The organism is Duncaniella sp. B8, from assembly GCF_005304985.1.
Classification (GTDB): Bacteria; Bacteroidota; Bacteroidia; order Bacteroidales; family Muribaculaceae; genus Duncaniella; species Duncaniella muris.
The window spans coordinates 2,845,630-2,870,776 of the sequence record NZ_CP040121.1 but is presented as its reverse complement, the minus strand read 5'-3'; the positions used below and the strand labels follow the sequence as shown (position 1 = coordinate 2,870,776).

At 46.3% G+C, this 25,147-nt stretch carries 25 protein-coding genes and 2 pseudogenes; 14 read left to right on the top strand and 13 right to left on the bottom strand.

Annotated features, from left to right (window positions below; genetic code table 11):
* Positions 1-13: 13 nt before the first annotated feature.
* Positions 14-1,381: a MobV family relaxase gene (gene mobV, locus FDZ78_RS12145; RefSeq protein ID WP_022508104.1), complete on the bottom strand. Its 1,368-nt coding sequence runs from the start codon at positions 1,379-1,381 to the stop codon at positions 14-16.
* Between the two features lie 193 nt (positions 1,382-1,574).
* A pseudogene (locus FDZ78_RS12140) lies at positions 1,575-2,054 on the bottom strand (toprim domain-containing protein); the annotation flags it as partial.
* A 142-nt stretch (positions 2,055-2,196) separates the two neighbouring features.
* Here FDZ78_RS12140 and FDZ78_RS12135 point away from each other — a divergent pair.
* Genes FDZ78_RS12135 through FDZ78_RS12125 form a run of 3 tightly spaced genes read left to right on the top strand, consistent with a single transcriptional unit; the run spans position 2,197 to position 5,402 of the window.
* Complete coding sequence (locus FDZ78_RS12135; RefSeq protein ID WP_123400575.1) at positions 2,197-3,405, top strand: tyrosine-type recombinase/integrase; 1,209 nt, start codon at positions 2,197-2,199, stop codon at positions 3,403-3,405.
* On the top strand, positions 3,398-4,372 hold the full coding sequence (locus FDZ78_RS12130) for a tyrosine-type recombinase/integrase (protein WP_068960000.1): 975 nt from the start codon (positions 3,398-3,400) through the stop codon (positions 4,370-4,372). The genes FDZ78_RS12135 and FDZ78_RS12130 overlap by 8 nt, the downstream gene beginning before the upstream one ends.
* The gene (locus tag FDZ78_RS12125; RefSeq protein ID WP_068960001.1) at positions 4,356-5,402 is read left to right on the top strand and encodes a tyrosine-type recombinase/integrase; all 1,047 of its coding nucleotides are present in this window, start codon (positions 4,356-4,358) and stop codon (positions 5,400-5,402) included. The genes FDZ78_RS12130 and FDZ78_RS12125 overlap by 17 nt, the downstream gene beginning before the upstream one ends.
* Positions 5,403-5,488: 86 nt before the next feature.
* Here the strand turns inward: FDZ78_RS12125 and FDZ78_RS12120 are convergent.
* The 4 genes and pseudogenes from FDZ78_RS12120 to FDZ78_RS12105 form a co-directional block, all read right to left on the bottom strand.
* Positions 5,489-5,986, bottom strand: a pseudogene (locus FDZ78_RS12120) (CHC2 zinc finger domain-containing protein); the annotation flags it as partial.
* 253 nt (positions 5,987-6,239) lie between these two features.
* Positions 6,240-7,481, bottom strand: coding sequence for a primase-helicase family protein (locus tag FDZ78_RS12115; protein ID WP_016564203.1), 1,242 nt, complete (start codon positions 7,479-7,481; stop codon positions 6,240-6,242).
* Between the two features lie 310 nt (positions 7,482-7,791).
* A complete protein-coding gene (locus tag FDZ78_RS12110) occupies positions 7,792-8,181 on the bottom strand; it encodes a hypothetical protein (protein ID WP_016564204.1) in 390 nt (129 codons plus the stop codon).
* Between the two features lie 18 nt (positions 8,182-8,199).
* Positions 8,200-9,435 (bottom strand): site-specific integrase, encoded by a 1,236-nt coding sequence (locus FDZ78_RS12105; RefSeq protein ID WP_016564205.1) that lies wholly within the window; start codon positions 9,433-9,435, stop codon positions 8,200-8,202.
* 284 nt (positions 9,436-9,719) lie between these two features.
* Here FDZ78_RS12105 and rd point away from each other — a divergent pair, with 284 nt between their 5' ends.
* The 3 genes from rd (at position 9,720) to FDZ78_RS12090 (ending at position 11,109) form a co-directional block, all read left to right on the top strand.
* On the top strand, positions 9,720-9,881 hold the full coding sequence (gene rd, locus FDZ78_RS12100) for a rubredoxin (RefSeq protein ID WP_107032531.1): 162 nt from the start codon (positions 9,720-9,722) through the stop codon (positions 9,879-9,881).
* A gap of 356 nt (positions 9,882-10,237) precedes the next feature.
* On the top strand, positions 10,238-10,765 hold the full coding sequence (locus tag FDZ78_RS12095) for a hypothetical protein (protein ID WP_205743438.1): 528 nt from the start codon (positions 10,238-10,240) through the stop codon (positions 10,763-10,765).
* Between the two features lie 53 nt (positions 10,766-10,818).
* Positions 10,819-11,109 (top strand): hypothetical protein, encoded by a 291-nt coding sequence (locus FDZ78_RS12090; RefSeq protein WP_107032530.1) that lies wholly within the window; start codon positions 10,819-10,821, stop codon positions 11,107-11,109.
* Between the two features lie 12 nt (positions 11,110-11,121).
* Here FDZ78_RS12090 and FDZ78_RS12085 read toward each other — a convergent pair whose 3' ends face one another.
* Positions 11,122-11,760: an energy transducer TonB gene (locus tag FDZ78_RS12085; RefSeq protein ID WP_107032529.1), complete on the bottom strand. Its 639-nt coding sequence runs from the start codon at positions 11,758-11,760 to the stop codon at positions 11,122-11,124.
* 295 nt (positions 11,761-12,055) lie between these two features.
* On the opposite strand from FDZ78_RS12085, the gene FDZ78_RS12080 reads away from it, so the two are divergent.
* Positions 12,056-13,039 (top strand): hypothetical protein, encoded by a 984-nt coding sequence (locus FDZ78_RS12080; protein WP_136408635.1) that lies wholly within the window; start codon positions 12,056-12,058, stop codon positions 13,037-13,039.
* A gap of 144 nt (positions 13,040-13,183) precedes the next feature.
* The gene (locus tag FDZ78_RS12075; RefSeq protein ID WP_136408634.1) at positions 13,184-13,432 is read left to right on the top strand and encodes a hypothetical protein; all 249 of its coding nucleotides are present in this window, start codon (positions 13,184-13,186) and stop codon (positions 13,430-13,432) included.
* A gap of 13 nt (positions 13,433-13,445) precedes the next feature.
* Here the strand turns inward: FDZ78_RS12075 and FDZ78_RS12070 are convergent, their stop codons facing one another.
* Both FDZ78_RS12070 and FDZ78_RS12065 read right to left on the bottom strand, forming a co-directional pair.
* Positions 13,446-14,411 (bottom strand): transposase, encoded by a 966-nt coding sequence (locus FDZ78_RS12070; RefSeq protein WP_240740261.1) that lies wholly within the window; start codon positions 14,409-14,411, stop codon positions 13,446-13,448.
* Positions 14,386-14,757 (bottom strand): transposase family protein, encoded by a 372-nt coding sequence (locus tag FDZ78_RS12065; RefSeq protein ID WP_107037111.1) that lies wholly within the window; start codon positions 14,755-14,757, stop codon positions 14,386-14,388. Before FDZ78_RS12065 ends, FDZ78_RS12070 begins: the two co-directional genes overlap by 26 nt.
* 30 nt (positions 14,758-14,787) lie before the next feature.
* Between FDZ78_RS12065 and FDZ78_RS12060 the strand changes: the two genes are divergently transcribed.
* The 6 genes from FDZ78_RS12060 (at position 14,788) to rsgA (ending at position 21,333) form a co-directional block, all read left to right on the top strand.
* On the top strand, positions 14,788-16,698 hold the full coding sequence (locus tag FDZ78_RS12060; RefSeq protein ID WP_136408633.1) for an outer membrane beta-barrel family protein: 1,911 nt from the start codon (positions 14,788-14,790) through the stop codon (positions 16,696-16,698).
* Between the two features lie 351 nt (positions 16,699-17,049).
* Positions 17,050-17,385 (top strand): MerR family transcriptional regulator, encoded by a 336-nt coding sequence (locus FDZ78_RS12055; protein ID WP_107032526.1) that lies wholly within the window; start codon positions 17,050-17,052, stop codon positions 17,383-17,385.
* Positions 17,360-18,487, top strand: coding sequence for an endolytic transglycosylase MltG (gene mltG / locus FDZ78_RS12050; protein ID WP_240740276.1), 1,128 nt, complete (start codon positions 17,360-17,362; stop codon positions 18,485-18,487). The genes FDZ78_RS12055 and mltG overlap by 26 nt, the downstream gene beginning before the upstream one ends.
* Before the next feature lie 122 nt (positions 18,488-18,609).
* Entirely contained in the window at positions 18,610-19,455 is an 846-nt protein-coding gene (locus tag FDZ78_RS12045) for a helix-turn-helix domain-containing protein (RefSeq protein ID WP_107032525.1), read from the top strand.
* 55 nt (positions 19,456-19,510) lie between these two features.
* Positions 19,511-20,389 (top strand): tetratricopeptide repeat protein, encoded by an 879-nt coding sequence (locus tag FDZ78_RS12040; RefSeq protein WP_123397985.1) that lies wholly within the window; start codon positions 19,511-19,513, stop codon positions 20,387-20,389.
* Positions 20,386-21,333 (top strand): ribosome small subunit-dependent GTPase A, encoded by a 948-nt coding sequence (rsgA, locus tag FDZ78_RS12035; protein ID WP_123397986.1) that lies wholly within the window; start codon positions 20,386-20,388, stop codon positions 21,331-21,333. Before FDZ78_RS12040 ends, rsgA begins: the two co-directional genes overlap by 4 nt.
* A 98-nt stretch (positions 21,334-21,431) precedes the next feature.
* Here the strand turns inward: rsgA and FDZ78_RS12030 are convergent, their stop codons facing one another.
* The 4 genes from FDZ78_RS12030 to FDZ78_RS12015 all read right to left on the bottom strand — a co-directional run bounded on the left by FDZ78_RS12030 (position 21,432) and on the right by FDZ78_RS12015 (position 25,132).
* Positions 21,432-22,064, bottom strand: a complete 633-nt coding sequence (locus tag FDZ78_RS12030; RefSeq protein WP_123397987.1) for a YigZ family protein — start codon at positions 22,062-22,064, stop codon at positions 21,432-21,434.
* Positions 22,065-22,121: 57 nt separating this feature from the next.
* Entirely contained in the window at positions 22,122-23,174 is a 1,053-nt protein-coding gene (queA, locus tag FDZ78_RS12025) for a tRNA preQ1(34) S-adenosylmethionine ribosyltransferase-isomerase QueA (RefSeq protein ID WP_107032521.1), read from the bottom strand.
* A 391-nt stretch (positions 23,175-23,565) separates the two neighbouring features.
* Positions 23,566-24,291 (bottom strand): tRNA pseudouridine(55) synthase TruB, encoded by a 726-nt coding sequence (truB, locus tag FDZ78_RS12020; protein WP_107032520.1) that lies wholly within the window; start codon positions 24,289-24,291, stop codon positions 23,566-23,568.
* A 22-nt stretch (positions 24,292-24,313) separates the two neighbouring features.
* Complete coding sequence (locus FDZ78_RS12015; RefSeq protein WP_123397988.1) at positions 24,314-25,132, bottom strand: undecaprenyl-diphosphate phosphatase; 819 nt, start codon at positions 25,130-25,132, stop codon at positions 24,314-24,316.
* Positions 25,133-25,147: the final 15 nt, after the last annotated feature.

The window sequence follows — 25,147 nt, the reverse complement described above, 5'->3', positions numbered from 1 at the left end:
CTGTTTTAACTACTTATGTAATTCCTCTACTTTTCCTTTGTGGTTGAATTGGCTGTCGTATGCTCTGCCGTAGCCTGTCGAACTGTTCCCTGAACCATTCGCCTATGGGCTGGCGGTTGATTACGAGTGTCAGTTTAGACTTGTCCGCAGGGTCTTTCACCACTTGAAAGCCTGCTCTTTCTGTCGTAAAACTCCGATTATGTTCCTCCGAATAAAGTTTGCCCTCGTATATCAAAGGCTTACCATAAGTCAATGTCGTGGTCTGCCTTTCATTGAACCCGACAAGGCGGCACAGGCTCTCTATTCTCATAATTTCCTTTGCCATAGGAAACCATGCACACAGCTTTTCGATAATGCGTTTCAAACCTGATACTTCATCTTTGTGTCTGACACTTTTTTCCGCCATCTCCTTACGGTGATTCTGCTGTATTTCCAACAACTGGCGGTTGTGCTCGGTTTGCATCGTGTGTATGCGGTTTTGCAGTATCTCAATGGTTTCCTCATGGGTGGCAACTTCCCGATACAGGGCGGTGTTCTCCCTTTCCAAAGTCTTGACCTTGTTGCTCCCGAAAAGAGAACCGACACTTTCAGCTATGTTGGTCGCTGCGGTGGTGGCTGCACCTTTCAGTTTCTCGGTCTGTACCTCTTTCTTGGCTTGTCTGAGTTCCTGTTCGGTTTCGGTTTTCTGCTCCTGTAACCGCTTGTTTTCTGCATCAAGGGCAGCGTTCTTTTTCTGTATGTCCCGATAATACTGTGTCGTGGTGGTGTGCCGTGCTTCGGAACCTCGCACACCTCGCTGTAATCCGTATTTAGCCATAACCCTTGCATAATTGTCGTGGTACGCAATCAAGGTCTGACGGTTGAACAGGTCATCGGCACACAAACGGACGGTATTTGCTTTCTTGTGATACTTCCGTTTGCCGTCTTCCTGCTCTTTCTTGGCTTTGCGCCTTTCACCTGTCACGATGGGAACAATGGCTGCATGGATATGCGGTGTCTTCTCGTCCATGTGAAGATGGGCGGCAACCACGTTCTCCCTGCCGAATGTGGCTTGCAGCCATTGGATGCTGTCGCTGCACCATTCGTCAAGTCTTCCGTTTTCCTGTATGTCCATCATGTCCTCATGTGTTCCCGACAGAACCACTCGGACTACACGGACTTGGTCATGTGTAATCTTCCGCTTGATGCCTGCCGTGTTCAGCCTGTGGGCAATCGCTTCATCCCTGCCATGAACGCCATCGGGGTATTCTATAAGTACCCTGTTCAGATGCGTTCTTGTCGGGTCTGCGTTTTTAGGTATGATTCTTCTCTCTATATGGTCGGATTGTACGGTGTCCGATGAACCTTTTGCTTTCTTTATGTCCAATGAAAAATATCCCATGTAGTTTGATTTTTACGGTTATTGTTATGAGTGTATTCTCTGCCTGTGGCATTGGCTCTCAGGGTTTCCAAAGGGATTTCCCTTTGGCTCGATAGGGAGTTTTTAGCATTACCGTGTAATGCGTGAAGAAAACGCCCTATTGAGCTATGGTATTTCTGTCTAAATACCCTTGGGAAAGCGAACCTGTTCCCCTCTATATTTTCAGCCCTTTCTTTTTCGGTGGCTGCATCATCCGCCTTGCGGATTGTACTTGCTTCTCCTCCTTTATCGGCTCTGTCGATTGGGACAAGAGTTTTTTGCACAGGTACTCGTTCAAGTCATTATACCCTGCATAGTGAACCGACATATCCTGCAAGCGGTCACCCAACATCCGTTGCAGGTTGGCGTATGCGTTCCGTCCTGCTGTGTCATTGTCAAGGAAACAGCCGATTCGGGTATAGGTTGCCAATATGCTTTCCGCTTTCGAGAGGTTGGAAACGGAGTTGAGAATGACGTAATCCTGTGCATTCAATCGTGGGTGTTGCGGATTGTTCTTTACTCGGATGGTCAGGAACGAGAGATAATCCATGAAGCCCTCGAAAAGATAACAGACGGTTCGTGGCTCTTTTTGCTGTCGGATATGGGTGATGTCCTTCGGGGCGACACATCCCTTGAAGTATCTATTACGCAACTTATCCAAACGTTTGGATAAGATTCGTTATCCAAACAAGTATAAAATCCAAACTATCATATATAATCAACTGGAATCCAGTGAATATTCTATCATGTTGTTTTGATTTTTATTATATTAATTTCAGTAATCAATATTCATTCATATGAAAGAACAGGATTTAAAATCCAAAGCATCAATTCTGCTTGGACACTTTCATGACAATGGGTACTCAAAGTACACCATTGACCTTTTCCGGCTGGCGATTAATTATGCGTTACGTCTTCGGAGTGTTCATCCCGGCATCTCTTATGAAGACATCTATCGATCCAAAGTAGATGCGGATCCAAATCACCGTCCACTTCACCATTGGCGTAGGCTCTTCGCTACCATCGAACATTTCGATAGAACCGGTATTCTACCGGGCCATGGCAATACACCTCGCGGCGGGGAAAAGAAGTATGACACACTCTCGAAAGAGTTTCAACGCGCAATAGACATCTATCGCCGTGAAGAGCCAAAGTCAGGAAAGAAGGCCACGACAATCAAGCGTGAGGCAAGCCTCGCCACGAACTTCTTCTGTGAGTTGCAGACACAAGGTGTTTTCACATTTAGCGAGGCTTGTGAGAATCACATTCAGACAGCTTTTTCAGGACACTGCTGTGGTTACAGGAAAGTTATCAGAGTGGTGGTCAGGTGCTGTGCTCCATTCTTTGAGGATGGCGTTTGCGAACACTTCATCTCATTGCTTCCCATGACAAGAAGCAAGCGTCGTAACATCGAGTATCTCAAAGCAGAAGAAATTGCCAGTGTAAAGAAAGTTCTGACAGCTCGGGACTCTGATCTGTGCTTGCGGGATAAGGCTATCGGTCTTATTGCCTTATTCACAGGGTTGAGAGGCTGCGACATTCTAGGCCTGAGACTAACTGATATAGACTGGGAGAATGATGTGATACTTGTCAATCAAGAGAAAACCGGTGTCCCACTGAAACTACCTTTACGTCCCATTGTCGGCAATGCAATATACGATTATATCTGCCATGAACGTCCAACCTGCAGCACCGAGGAAATCTTTGTTAGTCAGTATCCTCTGCACTTGCGCTTAGACAACACCTATAATATTGCCGCAAGAATCATGAAAGTCGCAGGCATAAGGCAGAACAAGGGAAGTCGCAAAGGTTTCCACATATTCCGGCATCATGTCGCCACATCTCTCCTGAACGAGGGTGTTCCTCTGCCCGTGGTATCGTCCGTATTGGGCCATTCATCACCTTCCTCGTTGAACCCATATCTGAGCGCGGATTTTCTCCATCTGAAAGAATGCGCTCTCAGCATAGAGCAGTTCCCAGTAAGAAAGGAGGTATTCCATGACTGAATTTGTTTCGGGGATAGCTCCGTTGATAAAGCGGTTTATCGCTTTCAGAGTCGCTTCTGAACACTGGAATGTCACCTCTTATGAAGTCTGCATGCGTCTGTTCGATCGATATTGCCACCACCGATATCCGGGCGAAAGCATTCTGACTCAACAAATGGTTGATGGATGGTGCGCCAAACGGGATACTGAAAGTGGAAAATCGTGCCAGACAAGGGCCTATCCGATAATAGCTTTCGTAAAATATCTCAAATCAAGAGGGTTGACCAACGTAAATCCACCGAAGCTTCCCAAAAAGATGCGTTCGACATACGTCCCTCATGCTTTTTCAGAAGATGAACTACGAAGATTTTTCAATGGATGCGACACTCTGTCCGGCCCTTTGACCAAACAAAACAGAATCCGCAATATATCTATACCGGTATTCTTCAGACTACTATACAGTTCTGGAGTGCGAACTACGGAGGCTCGTCTGCTCAGATGTGAGGATGTCGACCTTGAAACTGGAGTACTCAATATCAGGCTATCTAAGGGATATGACCAGCACTTTGTCGTCCTACACGATAGTATGCTTCAGCTTATGCGGGAATACGACAAGGCGATAGCTGACATATTCCCTGAACGGACTTATTTCTTTCCCGCAAGAAATAACTCTTTTCATGATAATTCATGGGTATCTGACAATTTTCGGAAAATCTGGAAAAATGTAAGTCCATGTCATGCTGTTCCCTACGCGCTGAGACATCATTATGCCACAACCAATATAAACAACTGGATTAACCGCGGCATGGATTTTAACTCAAAGTTGTTATATCTGTCCAAGAGCATGGGGCACAGTGTGATAGAGAGCACTGCCTATTACTACTCCCTCGTGCCCGGACTCTCCGATATTATAGAAGAGAGGACACAAGAATCCTTCGATAACATTGTCCCTGATTTAACCGATGTCAACCATGAAGAAACCGAATAAAGAGGCCGTTGCATTCTCGCGCCATATCAATGACTGGTTGACTGTCTATGTGCCAACCGTCCAATCAAGCAGCGCCCATACAGTGAAGAACCATCATGACGCACTGTCTCTGTTCCTACATTTTATAACTCAGGTAAAAGGTCTTGATGCCAGGACTTTCTCTTTCAAGCTTCTTGAACGTCAGGTCATAGAAGAATGGATACTTTGGCTGAAGAATGACAGAAAAAACTCTTCCGAAACGTGCAACAACCGCCTTGCATCCATCAGGGCATTTATCAAATACCTATCCGAGAAAGATGTCAGCCTGACATATCTGGCCTGCGAGTCTGCTCAAATACCAAGACAGAGGTCAGTCCGTAAGAAAGTCGAGGGATTGAGTAAGAATGCGGTGAAAGCATTGTTGAATGCACCTGATACGAATACTTCAACTGGACGCCGTGATCTCGTGTTTCTCATATTGATGTATGGCACTGCCGCACGAATAGACGAGGTGCTGTCTATGAAGATACAACATCTTCATCTTCATGCCTCCAAGCCATACGCTACGATAATAGGAAAGGGGAATAAGGTCAGAACCCTCTATCTGCTTCCAAAAGTTGTGGCGCATCTTGAAAAATATATAGTGGAGTTCCATCCAACGCAACTAGATCCGGATTCCTATGTATTTTATTCACGGATAAAAGGGACTAGCACCAAGATGACTCAACCTGCTATTGCAAAACGACTTCATAAATATGCGGCAGTAGCTAATGGAGAATGCCCGGAAGTCCCATTGAACCTGCACGCCCATCAAATAAGACATGCGAAAGCCTCTCATTGGCTTGAAGATGGCATGAATATCGTACAGATATCTTTTCTCCTTGGACATGCTGATGTCAAAACTACTATGGTTTATCTTGATATTACAACCGAGCAGGAAGAAAAGGCTCTTGCCACAATTGAGAACGAAAAAGACAGAGAAATACCTAAAAAATGGAAGAAGGCTCCTCAATCTTTTGCTGAACTCTGCGGTCTCCGTGTCATAAAATGAGAAAATAAAATCCAAACCTATATATAGAACTGACTACACAATATAGGTTTTACGGAAGAGGTTTGGATTTTATTCTTGTTTGGATAACGCACTTCATACCCTCTTGCCATATTCGGGAAGCCGATGGCGAAATAGGGTTTGTCGGCATTCTCAAACCGCAGTTCCTTACACTCCCTTTTGGCGAGTTCAATGTCTATCCCCCTTTCTTGCAGATAGGCAATGAGCGCAGGTGATGACAGCTCGCCAACTCTTAATACCCGATAAGTGCGGTTGTCGGATTGCTGCTTGCCAAAAGAAAACGATGCAGGGCGGATGTATGGTGTCCGTTCCTCTATGCGCTTCAACAGGCAGGTTACATCTTCCGTATGGTAGAGTTCCGCTGCCAATGCGATGATGTTACCGCCCTTGCCAAGTCCAAAATCGTACCATTTGTTGAGTTCTGTGTTTACCTTGAAAGATGCGTCCGTTTCCTCTCTCAGCGGTGATTTGTACCAAAAGCTGCTGCCCTGTTGCTTGACGGGCGTGTAACCCAAACTTTGCAGATAGTCTGCGATTCTGATTTGTTTAACTTCTTGTATGTTCATGATATTCTATAGATTTGATGATGATTGTAAAAACGTTGATTTGTTGAATGGCTTATATAACACATTTATTTACAGAAAGATATTTGCTCAACATCTTCTCAACAAACCACTCGCCAAAAGAGAAATCAACAATCGGGTGCTGTTCCTCTCTCAACTTCTCTTTTCGATTGTTGAGATTTTGTTGAGAGTGTATATTGTTTATTGTCAGCATAGTTATATCCTTATTCATCAATTCAACAAAAAAAGAATGATATTACAGGGATTCAAGTTGTTCCCTCGTGACAGAATAGAAACGACCGACCCGTTTTACAGGCTCATACCGACACTCCCGATTGTAGTTGAATTGGTAGGTGGTATAGGTCAGTCCGTTGGGTGCAGGCGTAAGTTTCCAACACTCCTGCAACACCTTTCGGACTTGGTGCTTCTCCACTTTTACCTGCGAGTGTACCAGCAACAGAAGAATGTCGTTGTAGCAGAACGAGAATGTGTCCGTGCCGACACTATCCATGATGTCAAGTATCAGCTCGTGCATCTCTATCTCCAGTCGGTTACGGTTGCTGCGGATTATCTTCTGCAAGGCTTCGGTATGCAACAGCGATGGAGCAAACCACATACGGCTTTCCTTTTCGGTGGATAGTGTTCTGTGTTGCAGGAAATGAAGAAAGGCGGGTATCTCCGCTTTCAGCTTTTGCAGGAAGTCGGTATCATCAGACTGCAAGCGGTCTATCTTGCGTACCCAATAGCGTGTTTCCCCTGCATCAATGATTACAGGCAAGTACTCGTTGTTGGAGCATAGCACGAACTTGGCGAAAAACGCTATCTCGTCACGGTCTTTGCCTTTGGCTTCCACCTTGTAGGAAAGTGTGGTGCTTAGGTTCTTCAACCGCTCGCTGTCCTCCCTACGGTTGAGCAGCACCTCGTCCACCACGATAAGCAGTTTGCCGGCCCAGTCGGAATTGAATTGGCTACGGAAATCCTCGTTGGTGTTAAAGGTTACATTGTTCTGAAATAGGAGTTTTAGAAAATTCAGAAATGTGCTTTTGCCTGTGTTGCGTTCCTCTGATACCAACAGCAGGATAGGCAGCTTTTGAATGGGGTACAAGTAGAGCAGTTGTAGGTAGTCCATGCCCAACTCGTATTGCTCCCCGAAGATGTGACCTACCAAAGATTGGATATGCGAGAAATCGCCCTCTTTAGGTTGGTGGTCTATCGGTTCATAGAGGTTAAGGAACTTGCCGACCACGGGATGGTAGCCGATGTGTTCGGGTACGGTGCAGAAGCCGTCATACTTGGGAACGCTGCCGATGTAGTCCTTGCCGTAGTCTTGGCGCAGGGTTTCGTTGTTCCATGCTATGCGTTTCCTTACATACCCTCCGTTCAGTTTGGGCTGCTCCACAATCTTGTAAAGCGTAGTCCCCACTCGGATGAATTCCTCCTTTGCCATGCCACCATCCGATGGCGGTCTGTGGCTGTCTTGTTGTTTGTTAGCTGACATAATCAAATGGTTTTAAGTTTGAAAAATACCAGCTACAAAAGTATAAGCATTTATCGGATAAGTTGTTACGCAAAACGCGGCAGAACGGTGACAAATAGCCCCCGAAGAAAAAACTTTCAATGGTTTGGAACGGAAGTCGGGCAGGACAGACGAAAAAACTCCCAAAAAACGAATGTGGGGATTACGCTTTTCGGGAGAAAAAATTGGAGTTCCTGTTGATATGTCGGTCAGATTATATGCTGACACGCTGGCTTGATTACTCTATTCGTGACTGAATGAATGGATTCCGTCAGTCGTGCAACCAATTCAGCTACGAGAAGTATTCGGCTTTGGCTATGCCGTTGGTGTTCAGCGAAAAGAAGATGCTTGTTTTCTCTTTTCGCAAGTACAGTCTTTCAAGAACGGCATTGCGCACCTGCTTCGCACTGTATGTGCCGATACGGAACGCAAGGGCGATTATCGTTTCAAGGCTGTAAACCTCCATGCTGCACTTGTCGGACAGTCGGATGGTATGCCTTATCTCACACTCATTCAGAATGCCGTTCTTGCAGAGTGTCTTTATCCCTGCCCTGATAGTCGGGGCGGTTACATTGAACAACTCGCAAAGCTCCCACTCACTCATGGCGGTTGCCTGTATATCTTTCGGCATAACTACATTGCCGAACTCGTTCATTGTTATGATGTTTCTTTCCTCTTTCATTATCGTTTGATTTAAGGGTTACTGAATGGCATTGCAAATGTTCTTTTCCATATCCTCCAGTTTGTGCGACAATGTTTCCATATCCTGACTAATCTTTTGGGCTGTGATTTTTGCGTAAATTTGGGTCGTTTTTATGTTGGTATGTCCCAAAAGTCGGCTGACGGTTTCAATGGGTACTCCGTTGGATAACAGCACAGTGGTCGCTGCCGAATGTCTTGCTACATGATAGGTCAAGTGGACTTTTATACCGCACAACTTGGCAATGGCTTTCAGCTTCTTGTTGCAAGTCGTGTTACTCGGCATGGGGAATACTTTATTATCTCTTGTCATACCCCTGTACTTCTCTATTATCTTTCGGGGAACATCCAACAATCGGATATTGGATTCCGTGTTAGTTTTCTTTCTTCGGGTGATAATCCACAGATTTCCGTCAAAGAATGTTTGCAGGTTGTCTTCCGTAAGGTTCTTGACATCGGAATATGCCAAACCTGTAAAGGTGGAGAACAGAAATAAATCCCTGACAAGCTCGTGTGTCTTGTCGGGCATATCGGTGTTCATCATTGTGTGTATCTCCTCTCTCGTAATATACCCTCTGTCCACGCTTTCGGGAGAGTTGATGTACCCTGCAAAGGGATTGAACGGCAGACGACCGTCATTCCTCGCTATGGAAATAATGTGTTTCAGCACAATCATGTAGCCCCAAATGGTATTGGTGCGGCATTTTTTCTCAGTACGCAGGAAATACTCGAAGTCGTTGATGAACGAGAGGTTCAACTCTTTTAACGGAATATCTTCACGCTTGTAGGTATGGGGTAGGAACTCACGGATGTGCTTGCAGACGGTAACATAACGTCGGAATGTTCCTTTTGCCCTGCTGTGTCCCACTTTCTTGGCAAATTCGCTGTTGTGTTGTTCAAACAGTTTTAGCAAGGTTTCCTGTTTGATACCGATGCCGAGATAGGCATCTTTCAACTTGGCAGCAGTGACATAACCGTCCGTCTGCATCAACTCTTGATAACGGCGGTTTATCTCCACTCTGATTTTGTCAACGGCACGGTTGATTCTTTGCGCTTCGGCACTCTTACCCGAAGCACGGTTGTTCTTCACGTCCCACAGGCGCAAGGGAACATCCATCTTGCAACTGAACTGCTTAATCTCTCCGTCCACCGTAATGCGACACATCAAAGGCAGGTTGCCGTTGGGTTTCTCACTGCCTTTCTTCACGTAGAACAATACCTTAAATGTACTTCTCATAACTCACTTTTTTTTGGTTACAAAATTAATTCATAGTGAGTTACCGACAGATACGACACATAACGCCAAACGATGCAAAATTTAGGTTTCGCAAGAAATTTGCATCATCGCACGGGTAATGATAAAGTAACTGAACTTTTGCTGCGTTTGTCCATATTCTGTCTCTTCTTGGCTTTTGAACAAGAGAAAAATATAGCGTAACGAACGCTTTTTCAGTCTGTTCGCTACGCTTTACTCAAATTTGCTATTCCGTTAGGTGTTTATTTTAAACATACATTTGATTTATGGACAAATACGTTTGCACTGTCTGCGGCTGGATCTATGATCCTGCTGTCGGAGACCCTGAAAATGGCATTGCGCCCGGTACATCATTTGCTGACCTCCCCGAAGACTGGCTCTGCCCTGAATGCGGAGTTGGGAAGGATATGTTTGAACCTGAATCTTAGGTGTCTCCAACTCCTCTTTATTAAACGGAATTAACATTATTAATCCGTCGGTGCTTTTTGACAAATAGGAAACAGTCTTGATCTCAAATAAAATCAAGGCTGTTTCTCTTTATTGCCACATTCTGCCTTGCCCACAGTTCATCATGGGTCAGAGCTCAGTCTGCCAACTCTATCGACATATCGGGAGCCGCCATTTTCCGCACAATCTATTGACTCGATTCATAAACAATCATATCTTTGCAATTGATTTTTCGAGAGGATATCACCATCATTATATTTGACAAAAGATGCGCTATATCTTTTTGACTCCATACCGGCTTTATACTTGTTATTAAAAGTAACTCTATGTGCAAAATATGAACCACAGAATCATGAAACACATCCTGATCATCGGCTGCCCCGGAGCCGGGAAAAGCACTTTTGCACGTAAACTTGCCGCTAAGACCGGTCTGCCATTGTACTATCTCGACATGATCTGGCACAAGCCAGACAGAACGACAGTGACTCACGATGAATTTGACACAAGGCTCTCTGAAATACTCAATTATGAAGACTGGATCATTGACGGCAACTACCTCCGCACACTCCCGATGAGGCTTCAGAAAGCCGACACTGTGTTTCTTTTCGATCTTCCATCAGAAGCCTGCATTGACGGAGCCATCAGCAGGCTTGGCAGACCGAGAGAAGATATACCCTGGACCGAGTTCGTCCTTGACGAAGAATTCCGGCAATGGATCCTGAATTTTTCATCCGATCAATTGCCGGTCATAAATCTACTCTTAGACAATTTCAGCGGAAACGTGATCAAATTCACCTCCAGAGCACAAGCTGATAAATACGTTATAGACAAACTGCTAACTTCTAATGACAACGCATCATCTTAGAAACTGCTTAAAATTCATATCACTTTGCCGTCGAAAGTCTTGTCGGTATTTTTTTGTTTATAACTCCAAAACTGCCGTCGAAGCCAATTCAGCCATACATCAAACATTCCCGCTACGCCGACGATATAAGCGATAATGACACTGACGCTCTGCAAGACCGTATAGACAGACTTGAATGCCAGCTTGACGATTGCGACATCATGTCAGAGCGCTATGACCGTATTCAAGATGAAATAGACAGACTGCAAGACCGCCTTGACGAAATCGAATACGATCATGACATATACGATGATGTAGAAGATACTCTTGATCTATACCATGATCTTGACGATGATGACTGGTAAACCGACTCCTTTTTATCTGATATAAATTGCATTCGGATCTTTGAACACAATCGGGAGAGCCATTCCGACCGGCATCTTCTTTGGAGTATAGTATTTGACCCGAAACTTAGGCATTTCACCAACCAGCCTCAAAGCCCCTTCATTGACAGCCTCGTTTTTGCTCTGTTTCAACATTTTAGCATCTGTGATTTCACCGTCAGGCTGAACCTTAAACAAAACCACTACCCTTTCATGTCCCTTATATCCTTCCGGAATTCTGTTGTTGGCGCTCAACCATTCCTTCAACAGACCGTTACCTCCCGGAAATTCACATATAGGATCATAATTTTCAAACAGATGCTTTCTGATTTCATCGGCTTTCGTTTTCAGTTGAGACAGAGTTTTTGAAGGCAACGTAAAGAAAACTGCCTGATTCCCAAAATTGTCATTTTTAATTTCAATCTTCTCTATTGATTGTGGCTCGACCATTTCCAGCATGAGCCCCGGAATCCATTCATCATTGAAATAGTAGAAAACAGTATTCGTGTCACTCTCTGTCAGAGGGAATCGTATCTCCCTATAACTATAAGTACTGTCATTATATAATTGTTGGGCGAATAGCGCTATACATGACTGGATCAACACAACAGAGACAAGCAATAGTTTTTTCATAATTTTTTATTTGGAGAGTTAAAAAATTCTTCTGAGTTTATCGGCTAATTGCAGATCAAAGGCAGAGAAAAGATGCTATCAGGCATAATTAAATCCGGCTTAAAATCACAGAATTTCAGATAATTCACCACTCTCCGCACTCGCTTTTAAAACAATTTAACTTAACCCATATAACAATGTATAACAGCATCATAATCTGAAAAATCACCATTCGTCATTCTGAAAATAGCGGCCGATTGACAATAAAGACAAGCCGATATTGTATGGTACAGAATTTTTTGCTTAATTTTGCATCATGCGTAGTCTGCTTTACATAGTCATTATGGTCATTGTCACCGGATGCAGTTATTCAAGTTCGCATCCGGTAGTGCTTGATGAGGCCGAACGCCTCATGCAGAGTGATCCATCCGCAGCTATGTCTCGGCTCAACAGCATTGATGTGTCCGAATTCCGCGACTCAGCCACGATGGCTCGTTGGGCGCTTCTTTACAGCGAGGCGATGGTTATCAACCGACTCTCAGCACCCACAGATACTATAATAAATATAGCCGTAGACTACTACAACAGGCACAACCAGACTGATGAACACAAAAAAGCTTCACGGCTTAAAGCCTTGATACAGTCAACCGGTGGATCCGATGCTCTTGCCACAGCGCTCTACCTACAGAAAGAAAAGGAGTTTCTTTTGTATAAGGAACGGACCAAACGTGAGATGCAGCTGGCAATCGGCCTTGTCATTCTCCTTTTTGCCGCCATGACAATAGCCTGGATGCGGCAACGCATCAGATTGCAATCAGCCCGCAACGATGCACTTATGTCTGAGGCCTCCGGGCTTAAAATTCAGATTGATGCCAGCCGTGGTGACATCGGACGCCTCGAATCAAAGCTCCACGGCCTGCTCGAAAGCCGTTTTACATTAATTGACTCCCTTTGCCAGACATATTATGAATCACAAGGGGCAAAAACTGAGCGAAAGGCGATAATCGACAAAGTAAAAGCTGAAATCGAGTCTGTGCGCACAGACTCTTTTCCCAACATGGAACAGGCCGTAAACGACTGCCGCGACAATCTTCTCATCAAAGTCCGTGAGAATTATCCCGCCATTAAGCCGGAAGACTATCAGCTTTTGGTTTATCTCGCAAGCGGACTTTCAACACGCACTGTCAGTCTGCTCCTCGGCGAATCCGTCGATGTGATATATAAACGTAAATCACGGCTGAAATCGCGCCTCAAAGAAAACGTAGCGCCTGCCCGCCCGGACATTATGTCTGTTTTTTAAGCCTTTTTCTCCGGCGGTCAGACTTTTCCGAAAAACAACAAAACGCACCACTGATTATCAACCTATTACGACTCTCCTGGTCAGACTATTATTTTGGATTTACAGAGGTTTTGCGAGTAATTTTGCAGTATCAATTTTACTCGCATGAACACAAAAACATTCATCACAGGCCTTACCATTCTTTTTGCCTCCATTACAGCAAAAGCTCAAGTCCAGACAGATCCTGACAGCCTAACGCATGAGCTGCAGGAGATCATTGTCACGGCAAAACAGCCCGCCACAAAGCTTGTCGGCTCAACACTTGTATCTTCCATTCCAGGCTCTAATCTTGCAACACTCGGCAATACTGGCTCAAGCCGAAAGCACGGTGCATATGTTAAATTGGGCAATTAGAAGTGTTAAATTTTTAGGCGTAGAGTTTGACTAATCGGAAGATGAAGAAGTCGCGGTCCCGGACACCACGCATTTGTGAGCGAAATATTTTGACTTTAGAGTTGAATGCCTCGGCAGAGGCATTGGTCGCACGACGACGGAAATAGTTCAGGATTGTTGGGGCGTGGTTCTTGAATGTTTTGATTACCGAGCGGAAGTTGTTGTTACCCAATGCCATTACCTTTTCATACCACTTGTTCATCCTCCCCATGGCTTTTGTCGGTGAGATTTTAGCGTTGAAAATCTTGCGCAGCTCCATCGCAAGGCTGTATGCAGCCTTCAATATTGGATAGTATTTGAACAGTATGTTGACACGATGGCGCTGTATGTCAGTCCATTTGTTCTGCGACATCATCAGAGTGTGTTTGCTGCGAGCCAGTATCTGGCGCATGGTCTCTCCGTTGGAGTACGTTACCGGCGGTTCGGACTTGTTGCGGTTGTTTTCCTCTGCGATGAGCTGTCGGCGAATGTCAATGCGGATTTCGTCAACGGCCTCATTATAGACCTGTTGGACATGAAAACGGTCGTTGACTACATGGGCGTTATAGAACACTTCTGCGGCTATGAGCATCATTGATGGCGAGAGATCGCAGGTCACTTCCTTGACCCTGCGTCTGATTGATTTCTCCATAGCTCCGATGAGTATGGATATAATTTCGTCACTCTTTGTTCCGGGAATGGCTGCCGCAAGTGTTCCCTTGCCTCCGTGGCCGTCCTTGTTGGTCAGGAACGTCCATACCTCCCCGTTGCTCAGACACGTCTCATCAAGACTCATGTAAGGGCCGATATTATCGGCGTTGAAATAGAACCCACAGCCAAGCTCCTGTTCGCACCAGTCGGCGTAACCGCTTATCTTATTGCGGTACAAGTCGGCAAAATGTTTGCCGTTGACGCAGTACATCTGCGCTATCTGTTTAATCGACAGGGCTGTCGTCTCCACCTTCGTCTTTTAAAAAAGCCACGAACTCGGCGCTGAGTCGTGTTCCTTCCTCGTTGGGAAGTTCGAGATTGTAGCTGAAGATTTCGTTGGTCTGCCTGTCCCACCACTTGTTCTTGCGCATGTGAAGAAATACAGGCCGTCCACGCATCGGATAGTCCTGTATTGTTACATAATCCGTATAGCCTCGCGCTACGATATTTGGATTACGATAGTCTTCATCAGACAGTTTCTTCTTTTCGTCAAGCCATATGTCATAGGACTGTTCCGTGCGCTCGAAGCGCACCATTTCAAATAGTTCGTCCATGCCCTCGGGCAGGCACATCCATATTGCATCTGCGGTTTTCATGCCACAAATTTAACACTTTTCTCAAAATTCATGCACCGTGCTTTCGGCTTGACCCGCAATACTCTTGACGTCCTCGCCCAACTTCCTATGATAAAAGTGCAGGATGATGCCGTCAGTGTCATAGGCAAACACAATCTTGAAATCTATATCAACGGGCGGCAGATGCGCGATGAGCAGGAACTACGGCAGATACTCTCCTCAAATCTGAAAAAAGTAGAACTGCTGATGGCTCCTGGCGCTGCTTACGCAAGCACGACAGACGCAGTACTGAGAATCACCACCAGGCGCAATTTCATCGATGGCCTCTCCGCCACCAACCAGCTTCAGGTTAAGCGAAGGCGCAAATGGTCGGTCATGGATGATCTCGATCTCAGCTACCGGACCGGCAATTTGGAACTGTTTGTCAACGGTTCAGTCAATTATGATAATTCACTTGCTAAAGGCACCACCACAAACACGCTCACATATGAGGGGACAAAAACAGTGGTCGGAAGCAGTCAGAATAATTCCTACCCTACCGAAACCGGAGTTGTCAAAGCCGGTTTCAACTATGCCAAAGACTCCCAATCAGCAGGAGCATATTATCGCTACAACCCTGAGCACGGCGACTTCAGCAATTCCGGAACCGAATGGATTGACAGCAATCCTGCGCTTAGGCGTGACATAGACAAACTCATCCGTGCCCACAGCCACCTCGCATCAGTGTACTATGAGAACACATTTGCAAACAAATACAGAATCCATTTTGACGGAGACTTCCGCCTCTCGGAAGGCAACAGCAGCGTAGCAACGACATATCCTGAATCAGCAGATCCGGATGTCAACTCTACAGATAAGCGCAAATCCTCTCTCTGGGCTGCCAAACTCTACCTGGATTACCCTATCTGGAACGGGAATTTCACCATAGGCACACAGGACAGCTACACTCATACCAAACTTGACTACCACATGCTCAACAGCCTGATAGGAGAATACATTCCATCCTCTCTGACCGACACAAGGCAGACTTCAGCCGCGCTTTTCGCGTCATGGTCACGCATGTTCGGGAAGTTTTCTCTTTCTGCCGGAGCAAGATACGAGTATGTTGACTATGATTTCAGGACCGATAGGAAGCGAGATAAAGACGTAAGCCGCCGCGACCATATGCTTACACCAGACATTTCGCTCGGCTACACATTCAATAATGACGCTCAGATCAGCCTGAGCTATAAAATGTCCACGGTGAAACCTCCATATTCCCGCCTTACAGGATCGTTAAACTATGTCGGGCAACACGAAATAGAGGGTGGCAATCCAAGTCTGCGTGATGAAAGAATGCATGACATCAGGCTTTTCGGGATGTGGAAAGATTTTATACTACAGGGCGATCTGACACGTAGCCTTGACACATTCGCTTACATCAAGGAACTATATCCAGCAAACAGCCTGCAACTGCTCATGCACCCGGTCAACATTGACGTTACCGCACTCAGCTTATACCTTGTATGGAGCAAGCCCGTCGGTTGCTGGACACCGAATGTCACAGCCGGATTGTATCGACAATGGCTGACTCTCGACAATACAAGCCACAATAAGCCTATATTTTCATACTACTTTGACAATACGTTCTCACTGCCTCACGGATGGTCGATAACAGCCAATATGAACGGACAGACAGAGGGAGACATGCACACAAACCGATTCGGTGCGACATGGATGTCAATTGACGCTTCCGTCGTAAAAACATTTCTGAACAGATCTCTGACCGTCAGACTCTCGGCAACTGACATATTCAACACCGCGAACAACGATTGGACAATGAACACCTGTGGTGTCTTTGTCGACAAAAAGCAGAGCTATGACCGCAGAGGCATCGCTCTTAGCCTGATCTACAGATTTCAGCCCCGCAAGAGCACATATAAAGGAGTTCCGGCTTCCGAAGCAGAACTTAAACGCCTGTAGAAACAGCAGGCCATACCGGCAGAGCCTTGTCCCCGGAGAGTATCTGGCAACATTTTCAGACACCCCTCCGCACAAGGCTCCACGGCTCTTTCATTTAACTTTGATGCTACAATGCGCCACTGTTAATCAAGTAGTTATATGTAGCAGTTACGCAATGGCTGTATTAATCTCATTTTGGATAAAAGGGTTAATGACTTTTAACTAACTATCAGTCATGCACTTTGAAAATTCCAAGCATTTTTAAATGAAAGAGCCGTGACAAGGCTCTGCTCTATTCGTAGAAAGTATTGTCAGATTCGGATTTTATGGCTAATTTTGCCTGCAATTTGAGCTAACAGCCTCCGATTGCCAATGGACAGCACGAGCAAAAAATATTATAAAATCAGCGAAGTAGCCGAAATGGTAGGACTGCCAATGTCAACACTGCGTTTCTGGGAGAACATCTTCCCGACAATCAATCCACGCAGAAACGACCGTGGCACACGATTTTATACTCCTCGTGACATCGAAGCGATACGCATGATCAGCTACCTCGTCAAGGACAAAGGCATGAAACTTGAAGCGGCTCAAGAAGAACTCAAACGCAATCGCGACGGCATTACAAAAAAATTCGAGACCGTGCAGCGGCTAAGGCAGGTCCGCGACCGTCTGCAGGAAATGCTTGATTCGCTCCACCATCTTCGCTAAACACGGTTTCAGACAGAATAACTCCTTAAAATTCACAGCCCTGGCAACACAAACTAAACGGAAGAAAAAGAAGAAACAGTCATGGGGACAGAGACACAGCCTCGGACTGCTCATCGGAGCAATCGCTATCTTCGTAGCGGTATGCTCGGCCATAGGATTCGTATTTATCCCCTACTCCGCCAAAGACGGCAAAAGCGAGTGGATCTATATTCCGAAGGGCATCTCAACAAATGCAGTCAAAGACTCGATGAAACATTCGCTGGGATCATCAATGGGTACCCGCGTCTATATAATCTGGAAACTGTTCGGAGGAAATTCTGATGTTTCGCAGGGAGCCTATAAAGTGAGTGGAGGCCAAAGCGCACTGAATATCAGCAAACGCATAGCACGCGGACGCCAGACACCTGTCGATGTCCGGTTCAACGGCACAAGAACCATGAAGCAGCTGTCTGAGCGTATAGCCTCACAGCTTCAATGCACTCCTGATGAATTTCAGCGGGCTTGTGATGAAGTCCTGCCTGACAGCGGTTTTTCACGACCGAACTTCTCGGCCGCATTTATTCCTGACAACTATGAGTTTTACTGGAGCGCCTCTCCGGCCAATGTGGTCAGACGCCTGCTTGACTACCGCAACCGATTTTGGAGCAAAGAGCGCCGGGCCAAAGCCGCAAGCCTTGGACTTACAACCTCTCAGGTAGCGACAATTGCATCTATTGTTGAAGAAGAGACAGCAAAGGCCGATGAAAAGCCGAAAGTGGCGCGTCTGTATCTCAACCGTCTCAAAAAAGGGATAAAACTGCAGGCCGACCCAACAGTCAAGTTTGCAACAGGTGACTTCACCCTGCGCAGAATCACCGGTAAACACCTTGCTATCGAATCGCCATACAACACATATAAAGTCAACGGACTCCCTCCCGGACCTATCAGAATACCGGCAGCTGCAACAATTGACGCGGTGCTGAATGCTCCGAAACACGACTACATATACATGTGTGCGAAAGAAGACTTTTCAGGCTACCACAACTTTGCCTCTGACTATGCAACACACATGGCCAATGCCCGGCGCTATCAGGCCGAACTTAACCGACGTGGAATACGCTGACCGCCAAACTGGACAAAATTTAACCACCCGAAACAACTTTAAACTCAAAAAAGCGAGAAACTGACCACTTTCTATTGAAATAATTCCTACCTTTGCAGCGAAACAAACATCAATTGATTCCGATGATCTCAGCTCTACACGACCGTCCGTATGAAACAATAAGAGTGTTTCGCTCACTTTCTGAAATCAGCAACGTCAAATTTCCCTCACGTCTTGCCCACATGCTTTTAGCCGTGTGCAGACAGGGCGAGATTTCAGCGACCGTTGATGTCGCCCCCAGGTATATGGGGCCTAATTCTCTTATGGTCCTCAAACCCGGCCATATCATCAGCCAATGCAAAGAAAGTCACGACTTCGAAGGCTTTTTCATTGTGGTCCATGAAGACAAGCTGAACGAAATTCTGCCATCGCTCCATTTCGTAGCCCCCTACACTCTCCACTACAACTCCAACCCAATCATCGAGATGACTGCAGAGGAACTTGAAAGCCAGTATCTGATCTATGAGATGCTCCAGAAGCAGATCAGGCTTGAAGGCCGCCCGTTCAACAAACTGACTCTCGGCGCCAGCTGCGAACTCCTGTTCTACAACACCCTCAGCATCTATGCCTCAAGATCGGAAGACCACAGTCACCATTCCAGGCGCGAAGAACTACTGGCCAATTTCATTGACCTGATTGAAACCCACTTCAAATCAGAACGCGCGGTCAATTTCTACGCCGACAAACTTTTTGTAACTCCAAAGCATCTTTCTGCTGTACTTAAAGATATCAGCGGAAAGACCGCAGGAGAATGGATTGATCACCGTGTGATCCTCGAAGCAAAACTCATGCTCCGAAGCACAGGTATGAACATCCAGGAAATAAGTCTGGCGCTGAACTTCTCCAACCAGTCGTTTTTCGGGAAATACTTCAAGCATCTTACCGGCATGTCGCCTCGTGACTACCGCAACAAGCTGTCTGAAAATTGATTTCAAGCCACCATTCACGGTCGGCGCCCTCTCTTTCACCACCATAGTCTCCAAAATGAAAATACTTCTGAATATATTCCGCACAAGTATACTGATATTATCCATACTGACACCTTGTTTCACCGCCACGGCCTCAACGGCCAAACCGGAAGAGGACAGCCCTTACATGCAAAAAGTAGATGAAGCCGACAAGGCCTGCAACGAAGGGAAATGGAAAGAAGCAGCCGAGGCTCTGACAGCAGCTCTGAAGTTAGAGCCCGGCAACCCATCAAACATTCTTCTCATGTCGAATCTCGGAATAATCAGATTCAATATGGGTCAGGACTCTTTGGCTTTGGCCATACTGACTGACGCACATGTGATGGCTCCGGCATCAGTCACCATACTCAGCAACCGCGCCCGCGTTCTCTCTGCACTCGGTATGGAAGAAGAGGCTTACAAGGACTATGATCTGATCCTGCAACTTGACTCGACGGTTATCAGCCCTCGTTTTCATCACTGTCTCCTCGCCTTAAGAGCTCATAAATTCAAGACCGCGAAAGCTGATTTCGAATTCATGGAGCGTAATTTCCCCTCCGAGACCGAGACCAACATAGCCGGTGCCTCTGTACTGAGCGGGACCGGAGAATTTGCAGCAGCCATCCCCTATTACAACAAAGTTCTTGAAGAGCACAAGGATGCCGAATTCTACAGTGGTCGCGGTTATTGCCATATGCTCTGCGGAAATCTACAGGATGCTTCGGATGATATCAACGCAGCATTATCAATGACCCCAGATGATGGTGAACTCTATCTCTACCGTGCAGCGTTAAATAAAATGCGCTATCGCCCCGACGACGCCAAGGCCGATGCACTAAAGGCAATCGAACTCGGCGTGGACAAGAAAAGAGCGGCGCAATTTTTAGACAAACAATCAAACAATAAATCGAAATGACCGGAACTGTAATCAAAAATACCGGAAGCAGCTATCTCGTGCGCACTGAAAGCGGCGAAGACCTTAACTGCAAGATAAAAGGAAATTTCAGGCTGAAAGGAATCCGTACTACCAATCCAGTGGCTGTCGGAGATCACGTGACCGTAAGTCTGCCTGACGGTGACACGGGCTATATCACCGCGATTGCACCCCGGCGCAACTATATAATCCGCAAAGCAAGCAACCTTTCCAAGCAGGCCCACATATTGGCGGCAAATCTTGATCAGGTATGTCTTGTAGTGACACTCTTCCATCCAACAACCTCCACCACATTTATTGACCGTTTTCTGGCTACAGCCGAAGCCTATCGTGTGCCGGCTGTTATAGTCATGAACAAAATAGACCTGCTTGAAGATGATCCTGACGCAATGGAATATCTCAACGCCGCAAGCTATCTGTATGAATCCATCGGCTATACAGTGGTGAAAGTATCGGCCAAAACCGGTGAAGGGCTGGAGACTCTACGTGAAAATCTCAGAGGAAAAACGACATTGTTTTCCGGCAATTCCGGAGTTGGCAAATCCACTCTGATCAACGATCTTATTCCCGGACTGCAACTTGCCACCGCCTCGATCTCATCGACTCATGACACCGGCATGCATACCACTACCTTTTCAGAAATGTTTGATCTGCCGGATATGGACGAGCCGTCTGCAATCATTGACACTCCGGGCGTAAAGGGATTCGGGACCCTCGAATTTGACCGCCATGAGGTAAGCCACTTTTTCCCTGAGATATTCAAAACCGGAGCGGAATGCCGCTACAGCGACTGCACACACACTCACGAACCAGGATGTGCCGTCAGAGAGGCAGTAGACGATCACCGGATATCAGAGTCACGCTACGCATCATACCTGTCGATACTTGAAGATTCCGAAGAAGACAAATACCGCAAAGGCTACTGATCTGCGCCTCTATGACTGTAAGACATGACCTGACACGGGGATCTGCAATGCTACTATGTGGGGTTGTATAAATTTAACATTTATTGTCGAACCGGCTCTTAATTCTCAGAATCCTCAGGGGCAATGACAGATGTGCCGGATATCGCCTCAAGACGGCCGGATAGTTCCGGTAGAAGATCAAGAGGCAAAGACAACATCATGGAGCAGGTGTTATCGAAATCCTGCGAAATTATTTTCACACATTCACGGCCATTGGCAGGATTCTGAGCTTTCACAAGTTTCATGACATCGTTCATGGCCAGATACGGAAAAGTCAGGCTGAGAGTTGTCATATCGCGGCCTTCTATGATTTCGGCCGCTTCGATAGCCAGCCGGGCCGCTTCACGATAAGCTGCAATAAGGCCGGATGTGCCAAGTTTGATCCCTCCGAAGTATCTGACAACGATTATCAGCACATTGGTCAGCCCGAATGAGTTGATCTGGCCGAGTATGGGCTTGCCGGCAGTGCCGGAAGGTTCTCCGTTGTCTGACGAAAGAAACTCCTTCCTGTCTGATCCAAGCATATAGGCCCAGCACACATGGCGCGCATCGTGATACTCATTTGTATACAGCGCCACATACTCTTTAGCCTCCGCAGCCGTGGTGACCGGAATGGCAAAAGAGATGAAGCGGCTCATCTTTTCACGAAAAGCCGCTTCACTTTGATTCGCAATGGTCAGATAATTGGCCATATATTGATTATAGTCAGAGAATATCAGTAAGAGAGAGTATTAATTGATCTCCCAAAGTTATGATACAATGAGCATGGCATCACCATAGACTCCGAACTTGTAACCTTCCTTAACAGCTTTCTTATAAGCGTCCATGACAAGATCATAGCCTCCGAAAGCAGCTACCATCATGAGCATTGTGGAATACGGCAGATGGAAATTCGACACAAGCGCATCTGTAACCGAGAAATCATAAGGCGGGAATATGAACTTGTTGGTCCATCCTGAGTAAGTCTTCATGTGGTCGCCCATGCTGACAGAACTTGCAACCGCACGGAGCACCGAGGTGCCGACCGCACAGACACGATGGCCGCCGTCTTTAGTGGCGTTGACAAGCTTTACAAGTTCTTCATCGGCCTCCATCTCTTCAGAATCCATGCGATGCTTTGTCAGATCCTCGACATCAATGTCACGGTAGTTGCCGAGGCCGCTGTGGATTGTGATAAAGCCCTGGTTCACACCTTTGATTTCAAGACGCTTGAGGAGTTCACGCGAGAAATGGAGCGCGGCACCGGGCACAATCACCGCTCCTTCCTTACGGGCAAAGATGGTCTGATAGCGTTCGGCATCCTCTTCGTCCGGCTCGCGGTTTATGTAGTAAGGCAGAGGTGTGGTGCCGAGTTTATACAGTTCCTTCTTGAATTCTTCATGCGGGCCGTCATAGAGGAAACGGAGTGTACGGCCGCGTGATGTTGTATTGTCAATCACTTCCGCCACCATCGACTCATCGTCACCGAAATAAAGCTTGTTGCCGATGCGGATCTTGCGAGCCGGTTCCACAAGAACGTCCCAAAGTTTATTTTCAGCACTGAGTTCACGCAACAGGAAAACCTCGATACGAGCGCCAGTCTTCTCCTTGTTGCCATAAAGGCGGGCCGGGAATACCATCGTGTCGTTATAGACAAACAGGTCTCCGTCATCGAAATAGTCAATGATATCCTTGAAAATTTTGTGTTCTATTTCTCCGGTACGACGGTTTACAACCATCATTCTTGACTGGTCCCGTTCAGGAGCCGGACGCTGGGCGATAAGCTCTTCCGGAAGGCGGAATTTAAATTGCGATAATTTCATCCTTAAATATCTGATAAACTTTTAGAGGTTGTTTAAAAACAAGAGTTAAAATCTGAGCGAAAGTTTTGAGGTGGATATGGCTCTGAATCGAAGGAGCATAGCGAGCTATGTGACTGAGATGAAGAGCTATAGGCGCCCAAAACTTTCGCAGGCGATGGTATTGTCTTTTTTTCTTTCAGTAATTTCATGTTTGAGAATTTTTTAAGTTACCTGAGCCTTGGTGTCTCTTTTGCTTAATTGTTGAAATTCGTCAGTCACATAGCTCGCTATGCTCCTTCCTCATTTGCATCAATTTATCTAAAAGATACACCACTCAGATTTTAACTCTTGGTTTTAAACATCCTCTTAGAACTGATTTCTGAATAATTAAACGTGAATAATTCCGGAGTGATCAACTTTGAGATTCCTCTCCTTCAGGGAAAGTCACTTCTGCATTTCTGATCATCTCTACAGCAGCATCGACACTAAGACAGCGCTCTATGGTAGCCTCGCCCACTCTTGTGCGGCGCAAGCCGATCAGATGCGCTCCGGAGCCAAGAGCCTCACCGATGTCACGCGCAAGAGCCCGGATATAAGTTCCTTTGCTGCAAACAATTCTGAGCGTCAAGACCATCGAAGCCTGATCAAAGTCTGTGATCTCAATGGTGTCAATGACCAGCACTTTGGGCTTAAGTTCTACATCGTGACCTTTGCGTGCCATCTTATAGGCCCGTTTGCCATCGACCTTACATGCTGAAAATGCGGGTGGGACCTGCTCTATGCGACCTATAAAACGAGGTAAAATCTCCTGTATCGACTCAAGAGTTATATGTTCAGTCGGATATGTGTCATCGACTTCCGTTTCAAGGTCAAAAGAAGGGGTTGTTGCTCCGAGTTGCAGAGTGGCGACATACTCTTTCACTCCAGCCTGCAGCGATTCTATCAGTTTGGTCGCACGACCGGTCACCACAACCATAACTCCCGTAGCAAGGGGGTCAAGCGTTCCGGCATGTCCCACCTTGAATTTTTTTCTATGAATCTTGTGGAGGATAACACCTCGCAGACGCTTTACCACATCAAACGAAGTCCATTCAAGAGGCTTGTCAATATATAAAATTTCTCCGGTTACGAAATCCATACTTAAAAAGGGGAAATTGTATTTACCACACGATGCAGAGCACACCGACTATGAGACAGTAGACTGCAAACCATACCAGTTTGCCTTTCTTGACAATGCTTATCATCCACTTGCAAGCCGCACAGCCGACCACAAACGAAGCGATGAAACCTACAAGCAGCGGCCACATACCGATGGCTTCACCGACACCTTCTCCTGCAATAAGATCCTTAGCGCTAAGCAACGCTTCACCGAGTATAGGGATGATGACCATAAAGAATGAGAACTGTGCTATCTTGTCACGCTTGTCACCAAGAAGCAGACCGGTGGCAATCGTAGTGCCGGAACGGCTCAGTCCCGGCAGGACTGCCACAGCCTGAGCACAACCGATGATCAATGCATCGGTCCATGAAATATCATGACCTCTGATACCCTCTCTCTTCTCCCGATCAGGGTTACGGAAAAAGTAAGCAAATGACAGCAGACATGCGGTCACAAGCAGACAGATTCCGACCACAAGCAAGCCGCCGCCAAAAAATTGTTCCACAAAATCTTTAAACAGCAAGCCGACAACTGCTACAGGAATACAAGACAGAAGGATCTTGCAGACATAGAAAAATTTATCATCTCTCGCTATTGTGAAAAACGACTTGCACAGCGGCACAAATTCGCTCCAAAGGACTACGATGGTACTCAAGACGGTAGCCACATGCAGTGCAATATCAAATTCAAGAGCGTCAGCACCGGCAAGCCTAAGGCCAAGAATCTCGCGGCAGATTTCAAGATGGCCGCTGCTGCTTATAGGGAGATATTCGGCCAAGCCCTGCACTATGCCAAGGATAAGGGCATCAATACAATCCATTTCTTTTAATTCCTT

Bases quoted from the DNA above. Each gene is read 5' to 3' on its own strand.
- mobV (WP_022508104.1), bottom strand. From the start codon at position 1,381: ATGGGATATTTTTCATTGGACATAAAGAAAGCAAAAGGTTCATCGGAC.
- FDZ78_RS12135 (WP_123400575.1), top strand. From the start codon at position 2,197: ATGAAAGAACAGGATTTAAAATCCAAAGCATCAATTCTGCTTGGACAC.
- FDZ78_RS12130 (WP_068960000.1), top strand. From the start codon at position 3,398: ATGACTGAATTTGTTTCGGGGATAGCTCCGTTGATAAAGCGGTTTATC.
- FDZ78_RS12125 (WP_068960001.1), top strand. From the start codon at position 4,356: ATGAAGAAACCGAATAAAGAGGCCGTTGCATTCTCGCGCCATATCAAT.
- FDZ78_RS12115 (WP_016564203.1), bottom strand. From the start codon at position 7,481: ATGTCAGCTAACAAACAACAAGACAGCCACAGACCGCCATCGGATGGT.
- FDZ78_RS12110 (WP_016564204.1), bottom strand. From the start codon at position 8,181: ATGAAAGAGGAAAGAAACATCATAACAATGAACGAGTTCGGCAATGTA.
- FDZ78_RS12105 (WP_016564205.1), bottom strand. From the start codon at position 9,435: ATGAGAAGTACATTTAAGGTATTGTTCTACGTGAAGAAAGGCAGTGAG.
- rd (WP_107032531.1), top strand. From the start codon at position 9,720: ATGGACAAATACGTTTGCACTGTCTGCGGCTGGATCTATGATCCTGCT.
- FDZ78_RS12095 (WP_205743438.1), top strand. From the start codon at position 10,238: ATGAACCACAGAATCATGAAACACATCCTGATCATCGGCTGCCCCGGA.
- FDZ78_RS12085 (WP_107032529.1), bottom strand. From the start codon at position 11,760: ATGAAAAAACTATTGCTTGTCTCTGTTGTGTTGATCCAGTCATGTATA.
- FDZ78_RS12080 (WP_136408635.1), top strand. From the start codon at position 12,056: ATGCGTAGTCTGCTTTACATAGTCATTATGGTCATTGTCACCGGATGC.
- FDZ78_RS12075 (WP_136408634.1), top strand. From the start codon at position 13,184: ATGAACACAAAAACATTCATCACAGGCCTTACCATTCTTTTTGCCTCC.
- FDZ78_RS12065 (WP_107037111.1), bottom strand. From the start codon at position 14,757: ATGAAAACCGCAGATGCAATATGGATGTGCCTGCCCGAGGGCATGGAC.
- FDZ78_RS12060 (WP_136408633.1), top strand. From the start codon at position 14,788: ATGCACCGTGCTTTCGGCTTGACCCGCAATACTCTTGACGTCCTCGCC.
- FDZ78_RS12055 (WP_107032526.1), top strand. From the start codon at position 17,050: ATGGACAGCACGAGCAAAAAATATTATAAAATCAGCGAAGTAGCCGAA.
- FDZ78_RS12045 (WP_107032525.1), top strand. From the start codon at position 18,610: ATGATCTCAGCTCTACACGACCGTCCGTATGAAACAATAAGAGTGTTT.
- FDZ78_RS12040 (WP_123397985.1), top strand. From the start codon at position 19,511: ATGAAAATACTTCTGAATATATTCCGCACAAGTATACTGATATTATCC.
- rsgA (WP_123397986.1), top strand. From the start codon at position 20,386: ATGACCGGAACTGTAATCAAAAATACCGGAAGCAGCTATCTCGTGCGC.
- FDZ78_RS12030 (WP_123397987.1), bottom strand. From the start codon at position 22,064: ATGGCCAATTATCTGACCATTGCGAATCAAAGTGAAGCGGCTTTTCGT.
- queA (WP_107032521.1), bottom strand. From the start codon at position 23,174: ATGAAATTATCGCAATTTAAATTCCGCCTTCCGGAAGAGCTTATCGCC.
- truB (WP_107032520.1), bottom strand. From the start codon at position 24,291: ATGGATTTCGTAACCGGAGAAATTTTATATATTGACAAGCCTCTTGAA.
- FDZ78_RS12015 (WP_123397988.1), bottom strand. From the start codon at position 25,132: ATGGATTGTATTGATGCCCTTATCCTTGGCATAGTGCAGGGCTTGGCC.